General features: G+C 54.1%; 10 protein-coding genes. 6 read left to right on the top strand and 4 right to left on the bottom strand.

The features are described from left to right. Positions 1-153 precede the first annotated feature (153 nt). The 5 genes from PLIM_RS05620 to PLIM_RS05600 all read left to right on the top strand — a co-directional run bounded on the left by PLIM_RS05620 (position 154) and on the right by PLIM_RS05600 (position 4,732). Positions 154-1,659 (top strand): AAA family ATPase, encoded by a 1,506-nt coding sequence (locus tag PLIM_RS05620; RefSeq protein ID WP_013109358.1) that lies wholly within the window; start codon positions 154-156, stop codon positions 1,657-1,659. Positions 1,660-1,804: 145 nt separating this feature from the next. Next, positions 1,805-2,773, top strand: coding sequence for a hypothetical protein (locus tag PLIM_RS05615; RefSeq protein ID WP_013109357.1), 969 nt, complete (start codon positions 1,805-1,807; stop codon positions 2,771-2,773). Then, entirely contained in the window at positions 2,770-3,012 is a 243-nt protein-coding gene (locus tag PLIM_RS05610) for a hypothetical protein (RefSeq protein ID WP_013109356.1), read from the top strand. The genes PLIM_RS05615 and PLIM_RS05610 overlap by 4 nt, the downstream gene beginning before the upstream one ends. Positions 3,013-3,110: 98 nt before the next feature. Beyond that, positions 3,111-3,290: a hypothetical protein gene (locus tag PLIM_RS05605; protein WP_013109355.1), complete on the top strand. Its 180-nt coding sequence runs from the start codon at positions 3,111-3,113 to the stop codon at positions 3,288-3,290. A 125-nt stretch (positions 3,291-3,415) separates the two neighbouring features. Further along, positions 3,416-4,732 carry a beta clamp domain-containing protein gene (locus PLIM_RS05600; RefSeq protein ID WP_013109354.1) on the top strand — a complete coding sequence of 439 codons (1,317 nt, stop codon included), beginning with the start codon at positions 3,416-3,418 and terminating at the stop codon, positions 4,730-4,732. A 917-nt stretch (positions 4,733-5,649) separates the two neighbouring features. Here PLIM_RS05600 and PLIM_RS05590 read toward each other — a convergent pair. From PLIM_RS05590 to PLIM_RS05575, 4 genes are all read right to left on the bottom strand, one after another. After that, positions 5,650-6,756, bottom strand: a complete 1,107-nt coding sequence (locus tag PLIM_RS05590) for a J domain-containing protein (RefSeq protein WP_013109353.1) — start codon at positions 6,754-6,756, stop codon at positions 5,650-5,652. A gap of 123 nt (positions 6,757-6,879) precedes the next feature. After that, the gene (locus PLIM_RS05585) at positions 6,880-7,569 is read right to left on the bottom strand and encodes a hypothetical protein (RefSeq protein WP_041401225.1); all 690 of its coding nucleotides are present in this window, start codon (positions 7,567-7,569) and stop codon (positions 6,880-6,882) included. Positions 7,570-8,067: 498 nt separating this feature from the next. Then, entirely contained in the window at positions 8,068-9,075 is a 1,008-nt protein-coding gene (locus tag PLIM_RS05580; RefSeq protein ID WP_013109351.1) for a DUF2167 domain-containing protein, read from the bottom strand. Between the two features lie 167 nt (positions 9,076-9,242). Beyond that, a complete protein-coding gene (locus PLIM_RS05575) occupies positions 9,243-10,607 on the bottom strand; it encodes a hypothetical protein (RefSeq protein ID WP_013109350.1) in 1,365 nt (454 codons plus the stop codon). A gap of 1,482 nt (positions 10,608-12,089) precedes the next feature. Here PLIM_RS05575 and PLIM_RS05565 point away from each other — a divergent pair. Beyond that, positions 12,090-15,500 carry an AAA domain-containing protein gene (locus PLIM_RS05565; RefSeq protein WP_013109348.1) on the top strand — a complete coding sequence of 1,137 codons (3,411 nt, stop codon included), beginning with the start codon at positions 12,090-12,092 and terminating at the stop codon, positions 15,498-15,500. The last annotated feature ends 69 nt before the right edge of the window (positions 15,501-15,569 follow it).

The following is a 15,569-nucleotide window of genomic DNA, read 5'->3' as shown; positions in this document are numbered from 1 at the left end:
CGACTTCTCGTTGTCACAGCTGTTTGTGGTGATGGCGCGGTGAACGCATTCCTGCGCGGAGTCCCCACACAGATTCGGAATCTCACTTACCCACTGGCATTTCTCCAGTGGGTTTTTTCGTGATGCATCCCCTTTTTCTCCCGGAGTCTCTAGATGCACTTTTCTCAGCAACTCGTCGAACACATTCAGGCCGCTTTCAGTGGCCTGTGGATTCAATCGCCTGAAACCGATGAAGTCGAACGGCAACTGCGTGCTCTCGCTCAGGAGCACCACTGGCAGTTGGCGGCCTGGGATCTCTCTCAAGGCTTTCTCTCCCTCTCTGAGTCCGCAGAAGGTCTCTCCGCAGGTCCTGCAGCCCCGGACAGAATTTCCGATCCTCTCTCGGCTCTCCAACACTTTCTGGAACGACCAACCACCGCTGATTTCACGGCCGAACTGCTGGTCTTACCCAACTTTCATCGTTTCCTGCAAAACCCGGAAATCATTCAGCAGCTCATCCGGGGGCTGCGACTGGGCAAACAACTCCGCAAGTTCCTGGTGATCCTCGCTCCTGTTGTCCAGTTACCTCCCGAACTGCAGCGGCAATTTGTGGTGCTGGAGTTTCCACTCCCGCAAGCTGACGAACTGGGAGAGATCGCGCGGGAACTCGTGGCCGATGCCCCTTCACTGATTCCCACGGGCCCCACCTGGCAACAGCTCCTCGATGCCGCTGCCGGACTGACTCGCAGTGAAGCGGAAAATGCCTTTTCCCTTTCCCTGGTAAGGCATGGAACATTCCAACCGGACGTTATCTGGGAACTCAAGTCTCAGACGTTGCGGCAACAGAGTCTTTTGCGACTGCATCGTGGCCGCGAATCGTTCGCCGCTCTGGGAGGTCTTCAGGCTCTCAAACAGTTCTGTCGCCAGGCACTCCGTCCCCAGTCAGGAACTCAGCGGGTCACGGCCCGGGGAATTCTCCTACTCTCACCACCAGGTTGCGGCAAAAGTGCCTTTTGCCGCGCTCTGGGTCAAGAAACCGGACGCCCTGTTCTGACACTCGATCTGGGAGCCGTCCTGGGAGGGATTGTGGGGGAGACCGAACGGAATATCCGCCAGGCTCTGCAGGTTGTTGATGCCATGGCCCCTTGTGTGCTCTTTGTCGATGAACTGGAGAAAGGACTCTCGGGGGTCGGGGGCACTGGCGATGCCGGAGTGGCGACCCGCCTCTTTGGCACACTGCTGACGTGGCTTTCCGATCACACGAGTGATGTCTTCTTCGTCGGGACTGCCAACAGCATTCAGCAGTTGCCTCCCGAATTCACCCGTGCGGAACGACTCGATGGGGTCTTCTTCGTCGATCTCCCGGCTCCTCCCCAGCGTCAGGAAATCTGGTCGCTCTACCGGCAAGAGTATGACATTGCTGCCAGTGAACCGATTCCCGCTGACACGGGCTGGACAGGGGCCGAAATCAAATCGTGCTGCCGACTCTCCGCCCTCTTGGGAATTTCCCTGACCGATGCGGCCCGACAAGTCGTCCCCGTTTCGCGGACTTCTGCGGAAGCCATTGAGCATTTGCGGCAATGGGCCAGTGGACGCTGCCTCTCGGCCGATGTCCCCGGCCTCTTTACCCACACCTCCAACTCAACGTCCCGCCGGAAGGTGACTCCCTCGACCAACTGAGCAGCCTGCGTCTCGGCCTAGCCACGCACTGACTCTCGGAACATCAGTGGAAGCGTTCAAACGGGACGTTGTTTTCCACCGGTTGTTGTCACTCGACAACACCTTTCGCACTGTTTTTTCCATTGAGAAATCAAGGAGCCTTTTCATGACCATGTTGACCACAGAACCCGAGCCTGCTCAGCAGGCTCCTCGTCCTCGCCCGCTGGCACGGGAACTTCAGGAGATCACCACGGCTGTCCGAGTCAGTTTTCATTGGCTGGGGACCAGTCGTTCGCTGACTCATAGCCAGAAGGCTCAGGCTGCGGAATCTTTTGGTGCCGCCGAAAAGTTTCTCTCGGCGGGCAAGAAACTCTTTGATACGAGTGCTCCCGCCTATCGCCAAGTAACTGCGGTTCGCAGTCGGATTGTCCAATACTGGAAAAGCACGACGCTCCCCTTTCCGGAACCTGGGATTCGACTCCTCCGCAAAGAACGTCTGGGAATCTTTGAAGCCCAACTGACGGAGTTTCGCCAGGAACTCGAAGAGGCTGTGGAGCGGCTCGAAGAAGAATTCGAGACACTCCAGCAGCAGGCCCGGGAACGACTGGGCTCGCTCTATGATCCTCGGGATTATCCTCACTCCCTGCGGCAGGAGTTTGCTGTCGAATGGGATTATCCCAGTGTGACTCCTCCGGATCACCTGCAGCAGTTGGCTCCCGAACTCTATGCCCGGGAATGTGCCCGCGTTTCGGCCCGCTTTGAAGAAGCCATGCAACTGGCCGAAACCGCCTTCCTCGAAGAATTCAATGGGCTGATTACGCATCTCTGCGAACGGATGAGCGGTCAGTCGGGAGCTTCTCCCAAAGTCTTCCGGGATTCGGCGGTCTCACGACTCCATGAGTTCTTCGAGAGGTTTCGCACTCTGCAGATTGGCTCTCACGAACAGCTCGAAGGACTCGTGCAGCAGGCTCAAAGCCTTCTCCGCGGCATCACTCCCCAGCAACTGCGGGATCACTCTTCTCTGCGTCAGCACGTCTCCCGGCAGATGTCAGCTGTTCAATCCCAACTCGATCAACTCCTCGTTGATCGTCCCCGACGTTCGATCATGCGTCCCTCCACGGGAGAGGAGGCATGAAGCAGATCCTTCTCATCCGCCCTCAGGGAGTGATTGTCACGCTCTACAGCGAGTCACTCGACTGGCAGGCCCTGGGCCAGGTGTCGATTGAACGGGCCAGTGATGTTGAGCCCGATGTGAACGGAGCGTGGTGGGCGCACCTGCGAGATGGTCCCTCACTGGGGCCGTACCCTCACCGCAGTCAGGCCCTCACGGCAGAAATCGACTGGCTTCAGCAGCATCGCCTGCAGGCCGATTAGCCAACTCATGAGCCCCCCACTGGGGGCTGTTTTTTTGAAAACTCCCCGGGAACTCTCGCGGGAAATAACCATTCCTTGAACTTGGAGACACGGACAAGATGACACGACGTGAATTCGAACTGGCCGTTTCGGAAATGACGGGTGAAGACCTGCAGGTGATTCACCAGCGGGGCTTTGAACTCATTGACCTCACTCCTCCGCTGACTGACGACGACTCGCTGGTAGCGGCCACTCTACTGGCTCCCTATCTCGACTGGGATCACCTCGAAACGGCGTGATTCCCAGCAGGACTGTCCGCACTGACGACTGAGTACTGCCAGGCCGGAGTCCATCGCTCTGGCCTGGCATTGTTTTCGGGGGCCGACGCCCCTGATTTCCCTCACGCTTTGATGAAAGTGACCCCATGTTTCAATTCTCACGACAGACAGCCCGGCAAGTCCTCACAGCGTTTCGACATGCCGGACTCATCCATTTCTCCCGGCGCATTCAACCCCCGGTCACGCTGATTCAGCGCGGCACTCAACTGCAGATGCTCTGCCTGACTCCTGAAGTCTGGGTTCTCTGGCAGAACTTCGATCCCTCCCGCAGTCCCACTCCCTCACCTCTCACGGAACTCTCCCTGGGCCATGCCGAACAAGTCACCGTCCCGGCAACACTTTTACGAGACGTGCAGGGAACCACCCCGGATATCGTGACCATCGAAGTCGATCAGGATCTGATCAAGGCCCGTTGGACAACCTCGGGTTTTGAGATGGAGCGTGAATATCAGCGAATGGATCCTCCCGAAGGCTGGCCCCGAGCCATCTGGTCTGAACTGGTGGAAGCCCCGCCGGGGTTTCTCGCCGCATTGCAGCGAGTGATGTCACTCCGTGACCCCAGCATCAAGCGGTACTCCCTGAGTTGTGTGCAATACAGTGCTCAACATCAGCGACTCGCAGGGTCGAATGGGCATCAACTGCTGATTTGGAACGGGTTGCCACTTCCCTGGTCAGACGATCTGCTGCTGGCAGGCACAGATATTTTCGCACTCCCTGAATGGGAACGTGCCAGTACTGTCCATCTCGCTCGCACGCCCACCGATTTAGTGGTGCAATCTGGATCCTGGGTCGTCGGACTGAAGATTGAAACCGAAGGACGGTATCCCCTGATTGACCGGGTTGTGCCGCAACTCTCTGAGACCGCCTCACAGATGGAACTCCATCCTGTGGATGCCTGCCGTCTGATAGAACTTCTGGAACATCTTCCCCAGGCCCAGATCACCTCGGAAGAACGGATTCATCAACCGGTGACCGTGGATCTTTCGCAGGCGTTTCCCGTGATCCGAATTCAGACACGCTGTGCGGCACGTGCCACGGAAATTCAACTGACGCGATCCACCTGCTGGGGCACATCCGGGGCAATCTCACTGGAGACCCGCTATCTTCTCTCAGCCCTGAAGATGGGGTTTCAGCAACTCGGTTTTCAGAGTTCGGAGAGTGCCGTTCGTCTCGACACTCCGGAGGCCTTCTACGTCATCATGCCACTCACGCGTGACAGCCTCATTCCGCCGGGAGATCACCACGTGCTGGCCACTGGCCAACCACAGTCCGGCACACGCGAACCCGTCGGCCTCCCAGCAATGCGCTTGGAACCAGTCCACCCAGTTTCCGAAAACTCACCAGTGGAGATCTCACGTTCCCCATTCCACAAGGCCCATTCACGTGAGACGATCATTGTTTAACCTCCTCGATGCCGCGTGACCTCAGGAACACGGGGGAAGGATCAGAGGGAGCAGTGTGAGCCCTGGGCAGGAGTTTCACACTGGAAGCGAGAACTTTCACTGGGAGAGATCCCGCTCATCTGGCAGGGGCTCATCCCCCTGCCAGATTTTTTTAGCCCCACCCCACGCATTGGGTTTCGGTTTTCACCGGCCCATGGCAGACGACCACTCGGTGCCAGTTCTTGCAGTTGAGCTTTTTCACGCACCATCAACCCGATTGATTCTCAGCGTTTCTGAGAGATGTTCCCTGTGAAGGGTGGATAAGGATCTGGTCGAAAAGCGGTGCTTTTTCCAGCAACAAATAGTTATTGAAATGGCACCTGTGGGAGGCACTTCCGCAGGGCATTTGGCGAGCATTTAATCGGCGATAAAAGACACACCAGAAACCACCTTTTCTTTAATATTAAAGAGATCCAGAGTTTCAATAAGAAATAAATGCCATTTTTTCGATGTTCAGGAGAGCGTGTTTCGGGGTTTTCTCTCCCTCTCTGAGATCCTATTTTCTACCAGTATCTTGCTGTAACTAAGCACAGCTCTACTTGTGCATCGAGTAGCCTGTTCGCGCATAGACCTTCATGTCCCCGGCGACGTTGGTACTCATCCAGACCGGTCACCGTGCAGCACCACTCCACTGGTAAGATCCCATGACCGGTGACTGTTGAGCGAAACCCGAATGTCTGCCGGGGCAGTCGGCGGGAAAGTGCCACCCGAGAGACCCACTTCCATTCCGGGCCTGATCTTGGGGCTGCAAAAGACTGCCAGCCAGAGAGAGCAAACGCCTCTGGCTAGACAGCGAGTGGCTTCGACGAGGAGCCTTGCCCTTCGTCCCATGGTGACGACTCTTCGAAATCGAATTTGGGGAATCGAGGAGAGGAATGTCAGGCAGGCGAAACCGGTCGGCCGAGGAGTGCATGGCAGCCACCACAGCGCAGAGAATGCAGTACGACTTGATCGGGAATTCGATTGGCCTTTCGGCAGAGCCAGCAGCGGCACAAAAAGCCCGATTCCCCATCAGGAGTGATCACGGCATCCTCCTCCACCCCACGAAAATTGTACTTCAGCGAGGCGGGATCCGAGGTCTTTAGCAGATGATACGCTTCATTGATCTGGACCATCTTATCGCGAGCCAGAGCTGAAAGATGATCCGGAACGCCTTGCACACGATCGGGATGAAACTGACGGACAGCATCTCGATACGTCGCATCAATCTGTGAGTCTGTTGCATCAGCAGAGAGTCCCAACACATGCAATGCCGGGATACGCATGTACTGAATCCCTACGGAACGATCGTAGACACCAATGACATTGAGACTCTGCAGGTTGAGGAATTGCTCCAGTTCTACGACGAACTGCCGTTTCTCGGGAGGAATGCTCTCCCGGGAATAAATCACCTGCAGACAGTTCCAGACAATCCGGAACCGAAGCTCCTCGTTAGCAGTCGGAAGCCAGTTGACGCAGTCAGGCTCATCAATCAGCCTTCGGGAAATGTCCAAAACGTTCTGCACATCCCGCTTGTGATGGAGCCCCAAGGGCTGCAGCAAGAGTCGGGCAATCTCGTGTATTGTCTTCAGTTCGCGAGGATCTGGAGATGAATCCATACCCACGAGTGCCAACGGATATGTCAACTGGATTGCCCGCATAAAGAGATCGTTCTGCGCCTGCTCTGCACTCCATCCCAATCGTCCGGCAATCCATTCTCCCGCAGTACGGCCACCGACGAGCCCCAGGAGCGTCCCCCAGGTTGGGCCCAGCAGATAAGACCCCAGAATCACCAGAATCACAACAACCACAAATCCGGCAATCTCCGTTCGATGCCGCGCGAAAAACCCCTCCAGCGTTCGCTCCAGGAAGAGCACATCTTTGACAACGAGACACAGAAACAGAGCCCCGAGGCCTCCCACAAAAGACCCCAGATTTCCGCCCCACATGCCACCCAAGAAAAAACCAGCCAGCACGGCTGTCAAAGTGACCACGTATTCAACCATAAAAATTCCACTGGCCTGAGAATTGAAAGCAAGCCCATCGCCTGGCTTTAAGTCAGTTGCTGTGTGTCGATCTGGGGGACTTTCCCCCCTAACGGTTCCCAACAGTGGGGAATGTCGTTTTTGTTAGGACTCGATGGAGCTTTGGTAATCTTTGGGAGGAGGCTCTTCAGGACTGGTTTCCACAGCCAAAGTTTCTTTCCATGAAGTGCAATTCCAACAACATTCCACCCAGCGCGTGTATTGAGCATGGCAGCGCGGACAAAAGCAGATTGCATCAGAATCGGGATGCGGAGTAGCAATCGCCACAGATAGTTCTATGCCGCGCAGCTGAAGCAACTCTTGGAGTTGTCCCGGCGTCGGGGTTTCGAGATTGGCAGAAACTCCCGTCGAGAAATCCTGAAGATTGGGTGCGACAGTGGCATTGCGAGCCCATTGATGAAGCACCGCATGTGGAGCCAGAGCCCAGGCGACAGTACTGAAGTGATATCTTTGGCATCCCATCTTTCCCAAGAGTGAATAGGCTTTGAGTGCAGACAGCGGACTGATTAAGACGTCGGCCACAGAGGCGGAGACGTCTCCCCAGCCCTGCCGCCGAAGTGAGCGAGCGGACTGCCAATAGAAGCACGCTGTTAGTGACCAGCAGGTGAAAGTGGCTCCCAGGGTCCAGCGTATGGCATAGGGAATACTCACCGTCAAGAAACCAGCCCAGAGGAGGATCAGCATGCCCAGACAGAGAGCCAACCCAGTCGATGTCAGCTGCACCAACTGACTGGCTCGTTGCCAGGCCGCGAGGAATGCCTGAAAGTCTTTCACCTCGTCTGGTCGCGGTAATAACGACGAAGTTCCAGCGGTCCAACAGTATGTAAGGTCGAAAGTTCCCTGATCTCCTATGAAGACTCGACAGGTGGAAGAAATAGGTAACCACACGAGGCGACACCTGGAGTTTTCCAATAACACGGGACAAGTTCTCCAGAGCCCTGAACGCATCTCAAAAATGGCCTGCTCTTCTCTCCGCAGCAGTCGGAATTGCTCCAGAAGAAAGAGTCCCACCAAGGCAACCCAGAGCCATTGGTCAGTTATCCCGTACATCGTGTGGGTCAATCCCGCCTGTGCCTGCAATCACCGCTAAAAATGATTGGATTAACTGCTGATATCTCTGCCGCCGAACTATCTGCCAATCTCCTCTCCCTACTTCCTGACGTGCCCGCCGATCTCTAAGGCTCGGCCCGTCTGCAACCCGCCGAAGATCTTCTACGATCGTCGCATGGCTGGGCTTTGAGGCGGAGACACATTACGTCCCTCAATTGCACGTCAATCACTTGACTGATTGTCGGGAGACTGGGGCGTTCGGGGACGTGGTCCTGGAAGTGTCGGGGGACGAGGAAGAGCCGAGTCGCGATTCATCGCGACTGAATCTGAAGGAGACGAGTTGGATGCGGATTTCCCAAGGAAGCGCGCTCCGACGGCCCCCAAAGCTGCCAGAATCAGATAGATGTATTTAAAAATAAAGACACCCATTTTCTGAAAGAATCCCAGTTTGGCAGCGACCGCGGTTGTGGATCCAGCCACCAATGCGGTCACACCCAGTGCGGCCACTTTGTCTCCGGGTTGCCACGATGCGTAATCACTTCCAGCATTGAATGAAAAGCCTTGCAGCAGCTGATTAACGCCGGGAATTACAGACTCAATTTCGTCTGGATTTGTCATCACCAGCTTGACGGACATCATGCCGTAGCGTCCCAAGATCCTGGTATCCCAATTGGCGACGGGATTCCCACTTTCCGAATGCCCGCGAAGTGCCCATTCCAATTGCTTCGTAGTGGAGTTGTAACGCGGAGGAATGATCCAGCGATCAATGTAGAGTGGCTCTAGTCCCAGTTGTTTGCGATGAGCGTTTCCAGCATTCGTATTCTCGCGAAGCTGCTTGAGGAGCTCATCCGCATTGAGATTACTCGCATCACGATCATCGACTTTCCCCGAGTCCTCATAAGAGAAAATCAGGTAAAATCCAAATGGCTCCTCTGTAAATGTTACCACACTCTGAATGTTTGCGGATGGCGGGTTACCACTTAACTCCATGTAGATCTGAGCACCGGCTGAATTGGTGATCTGAAATCCGTCAGGGATCTGAATGGTGGCTTGTGGCCCAACTGCGAATCGGCCGGGCCCCTTTTGCCAGGAAATCTGTTGGAATCGTTCGAGGATTCGACGCTGCTCGGGAGTCAGTGGAGGATCGGCCGGAGCGGCAATCAGTCTTTCCGGGAGGCCACTGAACACCAAAATGCAAACGACCGTGAACCAGAATCGATGCTGCAACATGAGTTCCCTTTGCAAGAATTTGGTTTTGACTCTGTAGTGATTGAAGTGCCCAGTTTGTCTGGCGATTTGGTGCAGGAAACGACATCGATTCCACCACTCTTTTTGTCCAAAGTACGAGACGACCTTTGGAACCAATGACCCGACAAATAACCGCGAGTCGTACTGGCTTACTTCGAGACTTTCAGCCGCTCTGTGAACACGGTCGCCGTGTCTGGAAATGAGAGTTCCACATCAATCTCTTGAGGCACAAACTCCAGAGCGCCCTCAGGTGTGGTGAACGTCTTTGCCTCTCCGTTCGGCCATCCGGAATGATCCCAGATCCAAGCCTTTTCTTTTCTTCGATTTCCACGGAACGTGAGAGTCACCTTACCTGGAGGAAGCCATTCCACACCGTGGAGAGTCAGTTCAGCACCTGGTTGGGTATTCCAAAGGACCCCTTGCTTAAACGGGAGATACTTCCCTTGAATCTTGAGGGCTGATCCAAATCTTTTGACATCTTCATCTCGGCCCGCCCCCTGATAGTCGTAACGAAACTGTGTCGAGTACTCAGGTGACCACAGTTTGACTTCTGCAGACTGGATGGAACTAACTGTCTGCGAATCGACATAGCTTCCATCGGGGAGTTGAAAACCGACTTGATAGAGGGAGTACATCCAGGTGTTTGCTGGCCAATGCTTGATGAAGTGGACATTGCTGCGTGGTGGTCCGTTTTGGCCCGTCAATTGAACTTGCAGAGTGCAATCCCGGAGATCATCTCCCCCATTATGGAAGCAAATCCACTTTTTGGGGGCATGTGCTCCCCACGGATCATCAATATCAATTTTAAATCGATCCCCCGCAGCTGTGACCGGGGCCGCAAAACGCTCAGCGATCCGAGATAGTGTGAGCTGGATCGCAACACATTGCTGTTCGGCATGACATAACGCAATCGCCGCACGCTGTTTGGCCGCTGCTCGGGAATCGGATGCTGCCGTACGCTCAAAGGAACCTTTGACGAGTTCAAGGTCGCCAGTAAATCCAGAGACAAACCCCGAAACAAATGAATCAAGCATGAGATCACTAGTCGATGTTGGATCTGGTAAAGCTTGAAATTCTTCAAAGTGCTTGATGAAGGTGGCAAGTGCCGTATGTGTTCGCTGGGCCATACTCTGAATCTCTTGATCCGAACTGGAAAGATTGCGGAGTGCATCCAGTTGCCGATGCAATTCCGCTAGTACGGCGGGCTTGGGTACGACTTCCCATTCCGCAGGTGATGGAACGATTTGATGAGTCAGAACATCGGCCAAAACTCTATATTCCTGAGGTAACTCGACCTTGGAAATTGGGACTACGGGAGGGACTGGTGGTAAGGGAGTGGTCGATGACTGCGCAGGGGGAGTTACTGAGCCGCTGCTCCACCACCAACCACCAAGAAAGACAACCGCGGCAACCGTAATTCCCAGAAGCAGTGATGTTCCTGCAGCCAGTTGAGACGGATTGGCTGTCGAATCTTTGGCAGTAGTATTTGCTTGAGAAAAGAAATCGTAGGGCATGTTTATTCTCCACTCAGGGAAGAGCAAATTCGCAAGAGCTGGTGTCGATGGCGCGGGGATGCCGCAGCTGAAGACCCGAAAAGCGTGAGCCGAGATAATCTTCCATCTGGCTCGCGAATCATGGCCCACCACAGGGGAACCACGACTTGAAAAAGGGATCAGAAAGTCAGATTGTGGTCGCCAAGATGACCGCAATCCCTGAACTCACTGTGCCTGACACTTAGAACATATAAAATGTTCCAAACCGAGACCGCACACTACGCACGGGACGTAGGGATCGAGTTGATGACGACCGGCTAAACCCAGGGGACAACTTGGGATAGACCCCACCATGAACTGGACGCTTCAGCAATTCACTCAACTGTTTCTGGGAATCATTCGTGAGGAGAGCTCTGGGCTCATTTTTGCTCGGGTCGACGTGATTGCTTAAAGCAGATCGTTGGCTGTCTTGAGCTTTGGTGGTCTGATCTGAAGTAACAGAAGTTCCTGTTCGCGGTTCGCTTCGCGATTTGGATCGCATCAATTCGATAAACGTCATAACGTCTTGATTGACCGGTTTGTTGTTTTGAGGTTTCGGTTCTGCAGCCGGTCGATGAGCCATCAGTTTCGAACGATCTTGAGCTTCATCGAACTTCTTCGTGTCGCTGAGTTGTCGCTTGCTCAGACTTCTGGTGTTTCTTGATCCGGCGAGATCGCTTCGTCCCGACCAAGAATGGACCCACCACCAGACGCCAACGAAGAGATAGAGGCTGGCGAACAGTATGCCCGCATAAAGGAGGACTCTGCGAAACAGCGCTGAGCCTGTCATAAAATCGAACGGCGTCGACGGGTCTGATTTGAGAGAAAAACGATCGAACATGCGAATACCCCGCTGGCGGAAAAGAAAGAGAGCGCCGAACCACGACCGCTCTCTCAACCCCCGCCAAGGGGCGTACAAAACAGTACATGGCCGACGCCCCCTTGCGGGGGCGCGGTCCAAGCACTGCTCTTGTACTCAAGGGCTTTACAGCCCAGGTTGGCGGTTTTGAGAGAAGCAGTTCCTGACGCTCGCGCGCGTCTCAGCGATGTCAACGAGGCCGCATGCGTGCGTCCTCGACTTCAAACAAAAATCACTCCGAAGGAGAAATAAAGACCATTTCAGTAATTGGTCGACCTCAAAAATCTATCCAAGTGTCAACGTTCTCGCCAACGAAATTCTGTTCAGTTTTTCAAAAGTCCCCTGCACTATGGCGCAACCGTCTCGGAAGAGTTCTCCAATCATCAAGGGAGGATTTCAGCGAAATCACCTTGATTTTCCAAGACTTGCTGACTGCCACGGGTTCGATTCACCCCTCTGGTCAGCCTCTTTTGTGATGACGTCCTGTCGAATAAATTGGGCTCACATTCACTCAAATTTCATCTTCGCAAATACCTTCCTGCTCGCATTACACTTCCTTCAGTGAACAAAACAAAACTCAAATCCATTCGAAAGCTGTCACCCCTGTGCGTGAGGACACTCATCAAGATGCCGCTGACTCGTTCATTGGAGATGCGTGCGGGGAACCCGCCCGATTTCCCCAGGAACTGACCCTGTCTAGCGGTGATCCGACCTATCTTCGAGATGCTCGCAAGGCGGTACGCGAAGAACTGCGAATCAGCTCACGATGGGTCCGTCTGACTTGCCAGAAAGTGCATGTGTTTTCCGAGAGTGATCGTGGAGTAATCTTTGCGATCTATGTTGGCAGCGGTCTTGAGTTTGATTGGACGTGGGAAGGTGCCTTGGCCTTTCGGCCACACGCTCTGGAGGAGAATGATGCCATTGACCTGGCCGACTTTGAAGAATCGCCTGTCGAAGAGGCCAGCCAGTGGTCAGGCGAAATTCTGGAAGTTGATCCCCAACAGGGATGCTTGTTCATTAGCTTGACCAGTTCGGATCATCCTCCCACTGTGGGGACATTTCTGGTCAGGCCCTTTGATTTTCTCGGTACCCTTGATGACATTTACCATGAAGAGCGGTTCCGGTCACTTTCTGAAGTTCTCAGTCAACGATTGAGCGCTGCCACGGGGAGTCAATCCCCCCAAGTCCGGCATACCGCCGCTGGAGGACTCAAAGAACTCTCCCCATGGTGGCAATACAGTTGGAGTATGCTCTGGGGTCCACCCGGAACAGGCAAAACCTACACCATCGGCCGTCAAGTGGCTGCCGCACTGGCGGACCCTACGGAACGAATTCTGGTTGTCTCCACGACCAATCGGGCAACAGATGCAGTGGCTTTATCGATCGGAACTGCTACGGTCGAACTCGCAGACTCCCATGTTGAAGAACTAGGACTTGTTCGGATTGGACGCGGGGCGGCCGTCGATCGATTTCAGAGCCATGGTCTTGACTCAATGCTCGTTGGCACAGAAACCGAGAAGTTGCGTGAGATCGAATTGTTGAGTCGTCAACTGCCTCTGGTTGACTCCTGGGAAGAGAAGGCCTTCCTTCGAAAGAAAATTCAAGAACTCCGATCCTCGGTGGGCGACCATGGGCGAGTCATCTTTACCCATCGCGACTTCCGGGTTGTGATCACAACGTCGTTTAAGGCCCTCCAGTTTCTCCACCAGGAGACAGTACGTTCGTTGCTGGAGCGTAACGAGGCCCCCTTCACGACGATTGTGATTGATGAAGCAGGTCTCATCTCCAGGGCAGCGACAGCGGCACTTTCTCTTTTGGCAGCTCGACGAGTTGTGTTGGTCGGTGATTCCAAACAGCTGGCGCCCATCAGTCGCGTGCGGCGCGTGTTGACGACGGTTCAACAGGCTTGGCTAGCCAGTAGTGGTGTCAGCCATCTTCATCACATGACCAACGTCTCGCCTGCTGTCCATGTGCTAACAGAACAACGGCGAATGCGTCCTGAGATCTGTCAGGTCGTCTCGGCCTATCAGTACGGTTCCATTCTGACCACGGCTCCAGAAGTCAACTCGCGACCTTGTCCATTGCCTCCATGTCTTAGCCAGCAGCCACGGGCCATTTGGTACGTGATTGATGAAGAAAACAAAAACCTGGCCTCCATTCGTGCCGAGCGTGGGCCAGGAAATCGGAGTTGGATTCGAAAGGGATCTCTGGCCGTCTTGGAGAAGATCCTGCAAGCATCGGAAATGAGAACTTGCCATGGGCTTTTCATTTCTCCCTATGTCGCCCAGGCTCAAATGTTTGGTCAATGGTTTGCTGAAAACAGGCTCGAAAGCTGGGAAGCATCAACGGTGCATCGTCAGCAGGGATCAGAAGCTGATGTTGTGATTTTTGACACGGTGAACGCAGGGAGTCATCAATGGCCCCATGACGAGTGGAAACGCTTGGTGAATGTGGCGATCAGTCGTGCACGAGAAGCCGTGATTGTGATCGCCAGTCGTAGTGAAATGGAAGAACCCTATCTCAGTCCTCTAGGGCAATTGCTCACCCCTCAAGTTCTGGTTAAGAAAAGAGGGGGAGTTCAGTGGCAGTCCGCAAGTCAGCTCACACCTCCTGATGCCGATGAACCTTGCGAGGGGGACGACACGTTGGGTGGGCAATTTGCCTTGCGCCGCAAGATGAAGCCCATTTTGTCCCAGGAACAGCAGCGACTGAGTCAACTGGAGTTGGATGGGAAACCACGTCTGGTACGCGGTGTGGCGGGAAGCGGAAAGACCGTGGTCCTTTCCAATTGGCTGGCTCAGACAGCCAGTCGTTTGCAGGGTGATCCCCAAGCAAAAATCTGGGCCGTTTACGCCAATCGAACACTGCATAGTTTGCTCAGCAGTTCCATTGAGGCCGCCTGGAAGAATCAACGGAATCTACTGGAGTTCCCTTGGGACCAAGTGGAACTGATTCATGTGCGCGATCTGCTTGCGCAGCTCCTGCCGAGCGTCGGGCTTTCGATGGAGCAATACAAATTCAACTACGATAAGGCCTCGGAGGACTTTTTGAATCAGCAGTCAGAAACAACAATCCGACATTCATGCCGGGCCTTGTTTCTGGATGAAGCCCAGGACATGGGCCCCCACACTCTGAGACTTCTCCTCTCCCTCGTGGAACAAACTCGACCTGAAGACCACAACAGTCGGTCGGCACACATTTTCTTCGACAATGCCCAGAACTTATATGGTCGGAAAACACCAAAATGGTCCGAGTTTGGCCTCGATCTCCGTGGCCGATCGACCGTGATGAAAGAGAGCTTTCGCTCAACCCGTCCGATTACCGAGTTCGCTGTCAATGTTTTGCAGCGATTAGCGCCAACTGCCGATTTGCAGGATCACAAAGAACTCCAGTCACTCGGACTTTTGACCAAAGAATTGCGAGATCGTGAAGAGTGGTTGCGAGTGGAATACAACCAAATTGACGGACCCCGACCCTATGTTCGCCAGCACGCCACCAGAGATCACGAACTGGAAGTTCTCCAAAACGATTTGGTGAAGCTTTTGATTGACGAGAAAGTGCCACCAAATGATATCTGTCTGATTATCAATGGGAACTGGATTTGGGAACGGCTGCTGTCCGATGTCGCCCCGCGACTGGAGCAGTTCAATGTCGAACTCTCCCTGCAAAAAAGCCAGAAGTTCGAGCGGAAACGTAAGACATTGTTGGTGACGACCGCAAATTCATTCAAAGGCTACGAAGCTGAAGTCGTGCTCATTCCATGTGCCGATAATTTTATTGACTCAGACGATAACGTGCTGGCATCCAGTCTCTACGTCGCCATGACGAGAGCACGCTCTGTACTCGGCATCTACTCCACGCACAACGCGAATTCATCTGCTACACTCCTGAATCAAACTCTTGCCCGATGTGGACAACTTCTCAAGACGCCGCCAGCCATCAGGACACTCAGTGGCCGAGAAGAATTGGAAGACATTATTCAGCAAAGTTCAGATCATGGTTTGGAGAGTGACTAAAAGTTCTGGATCTTTTGTGGTCGGATACTCTGGCGTGCAAACATTCCATGTTGAGGTGGAGTTTTAGAT

Origin of the sequence: Planctopirus limnophila DSM 3776 (genome assembly GCF_000092105.1) — a bacterium.
Taxonomy (GTDB): domain Bacteria; phylum Planctomycetota; class Planctomycetia; order Planctomycetales; family Planctomycetaceae; genus Planctopirus; species Planctopirus limnophila.
The sequence above is the reverse complement of the archived record's forward strand: the minus strand, read 5'-3'. Positions and strand labels throughout refer to the sequence as shown.

Coding starts and splice junctions, on each gene's coding strand:
- PLIM_RS05620 (WP_013109358.1), top strand. CDS start 154: ATGCACTTTTCTCAGCAACTCGTCGAACACATTCAGGCCGCTTTCAGT.
- PLIM_RS05615 (WP_013109357.1), top strand. CDS start 1,805: ATGACCATGTTGACCACAGAACCCGAGCCTGCTCAGCAGGCTCCTCGT.
- PLIM_RS05610 (WP_013109356.1), top strand. CDS start 2,770: ATGAAGCAGATCCTTCTCATCCGCCCTCAGGGAGTGATTGTCACGCTC.
- PLIM_RS05605 (WP_013109355.1), top strand. CDS start 3,111: ATGACACGACGTGAATTCGAACTGGCCGTTTCGGAAATGACGGGTGAA.
- PLIM_RS05600 (WP_013109354.1), top strand. CDS start 3,416: ATGTTTCAATTCTCACGACAGACAGCCCGGCAAGTCCTCACAGCGTTT.
- PLIM_RS05590 (WP_013109353.1), bottom strand. CDS start 6,756: ATGGTTGAATACGTGGTCACTTTGACAGCCGTGCTGGCTGGTTTTTTC.
- PLIM_RS05580 (WP_013109351.1), bottom strand. CDS start 9,075: ATGTTGCAGCATCGATTCTGGTTCACGGTCGTTTGCATTTTGGTGTTC.
- PLIM_RS05575 (WP_013109350.1), bottom strand. CDS start 10,607: ATGCCCTACGATTTCTTTTCTCAAGCAAATACTACTGCCAAAGATTCG.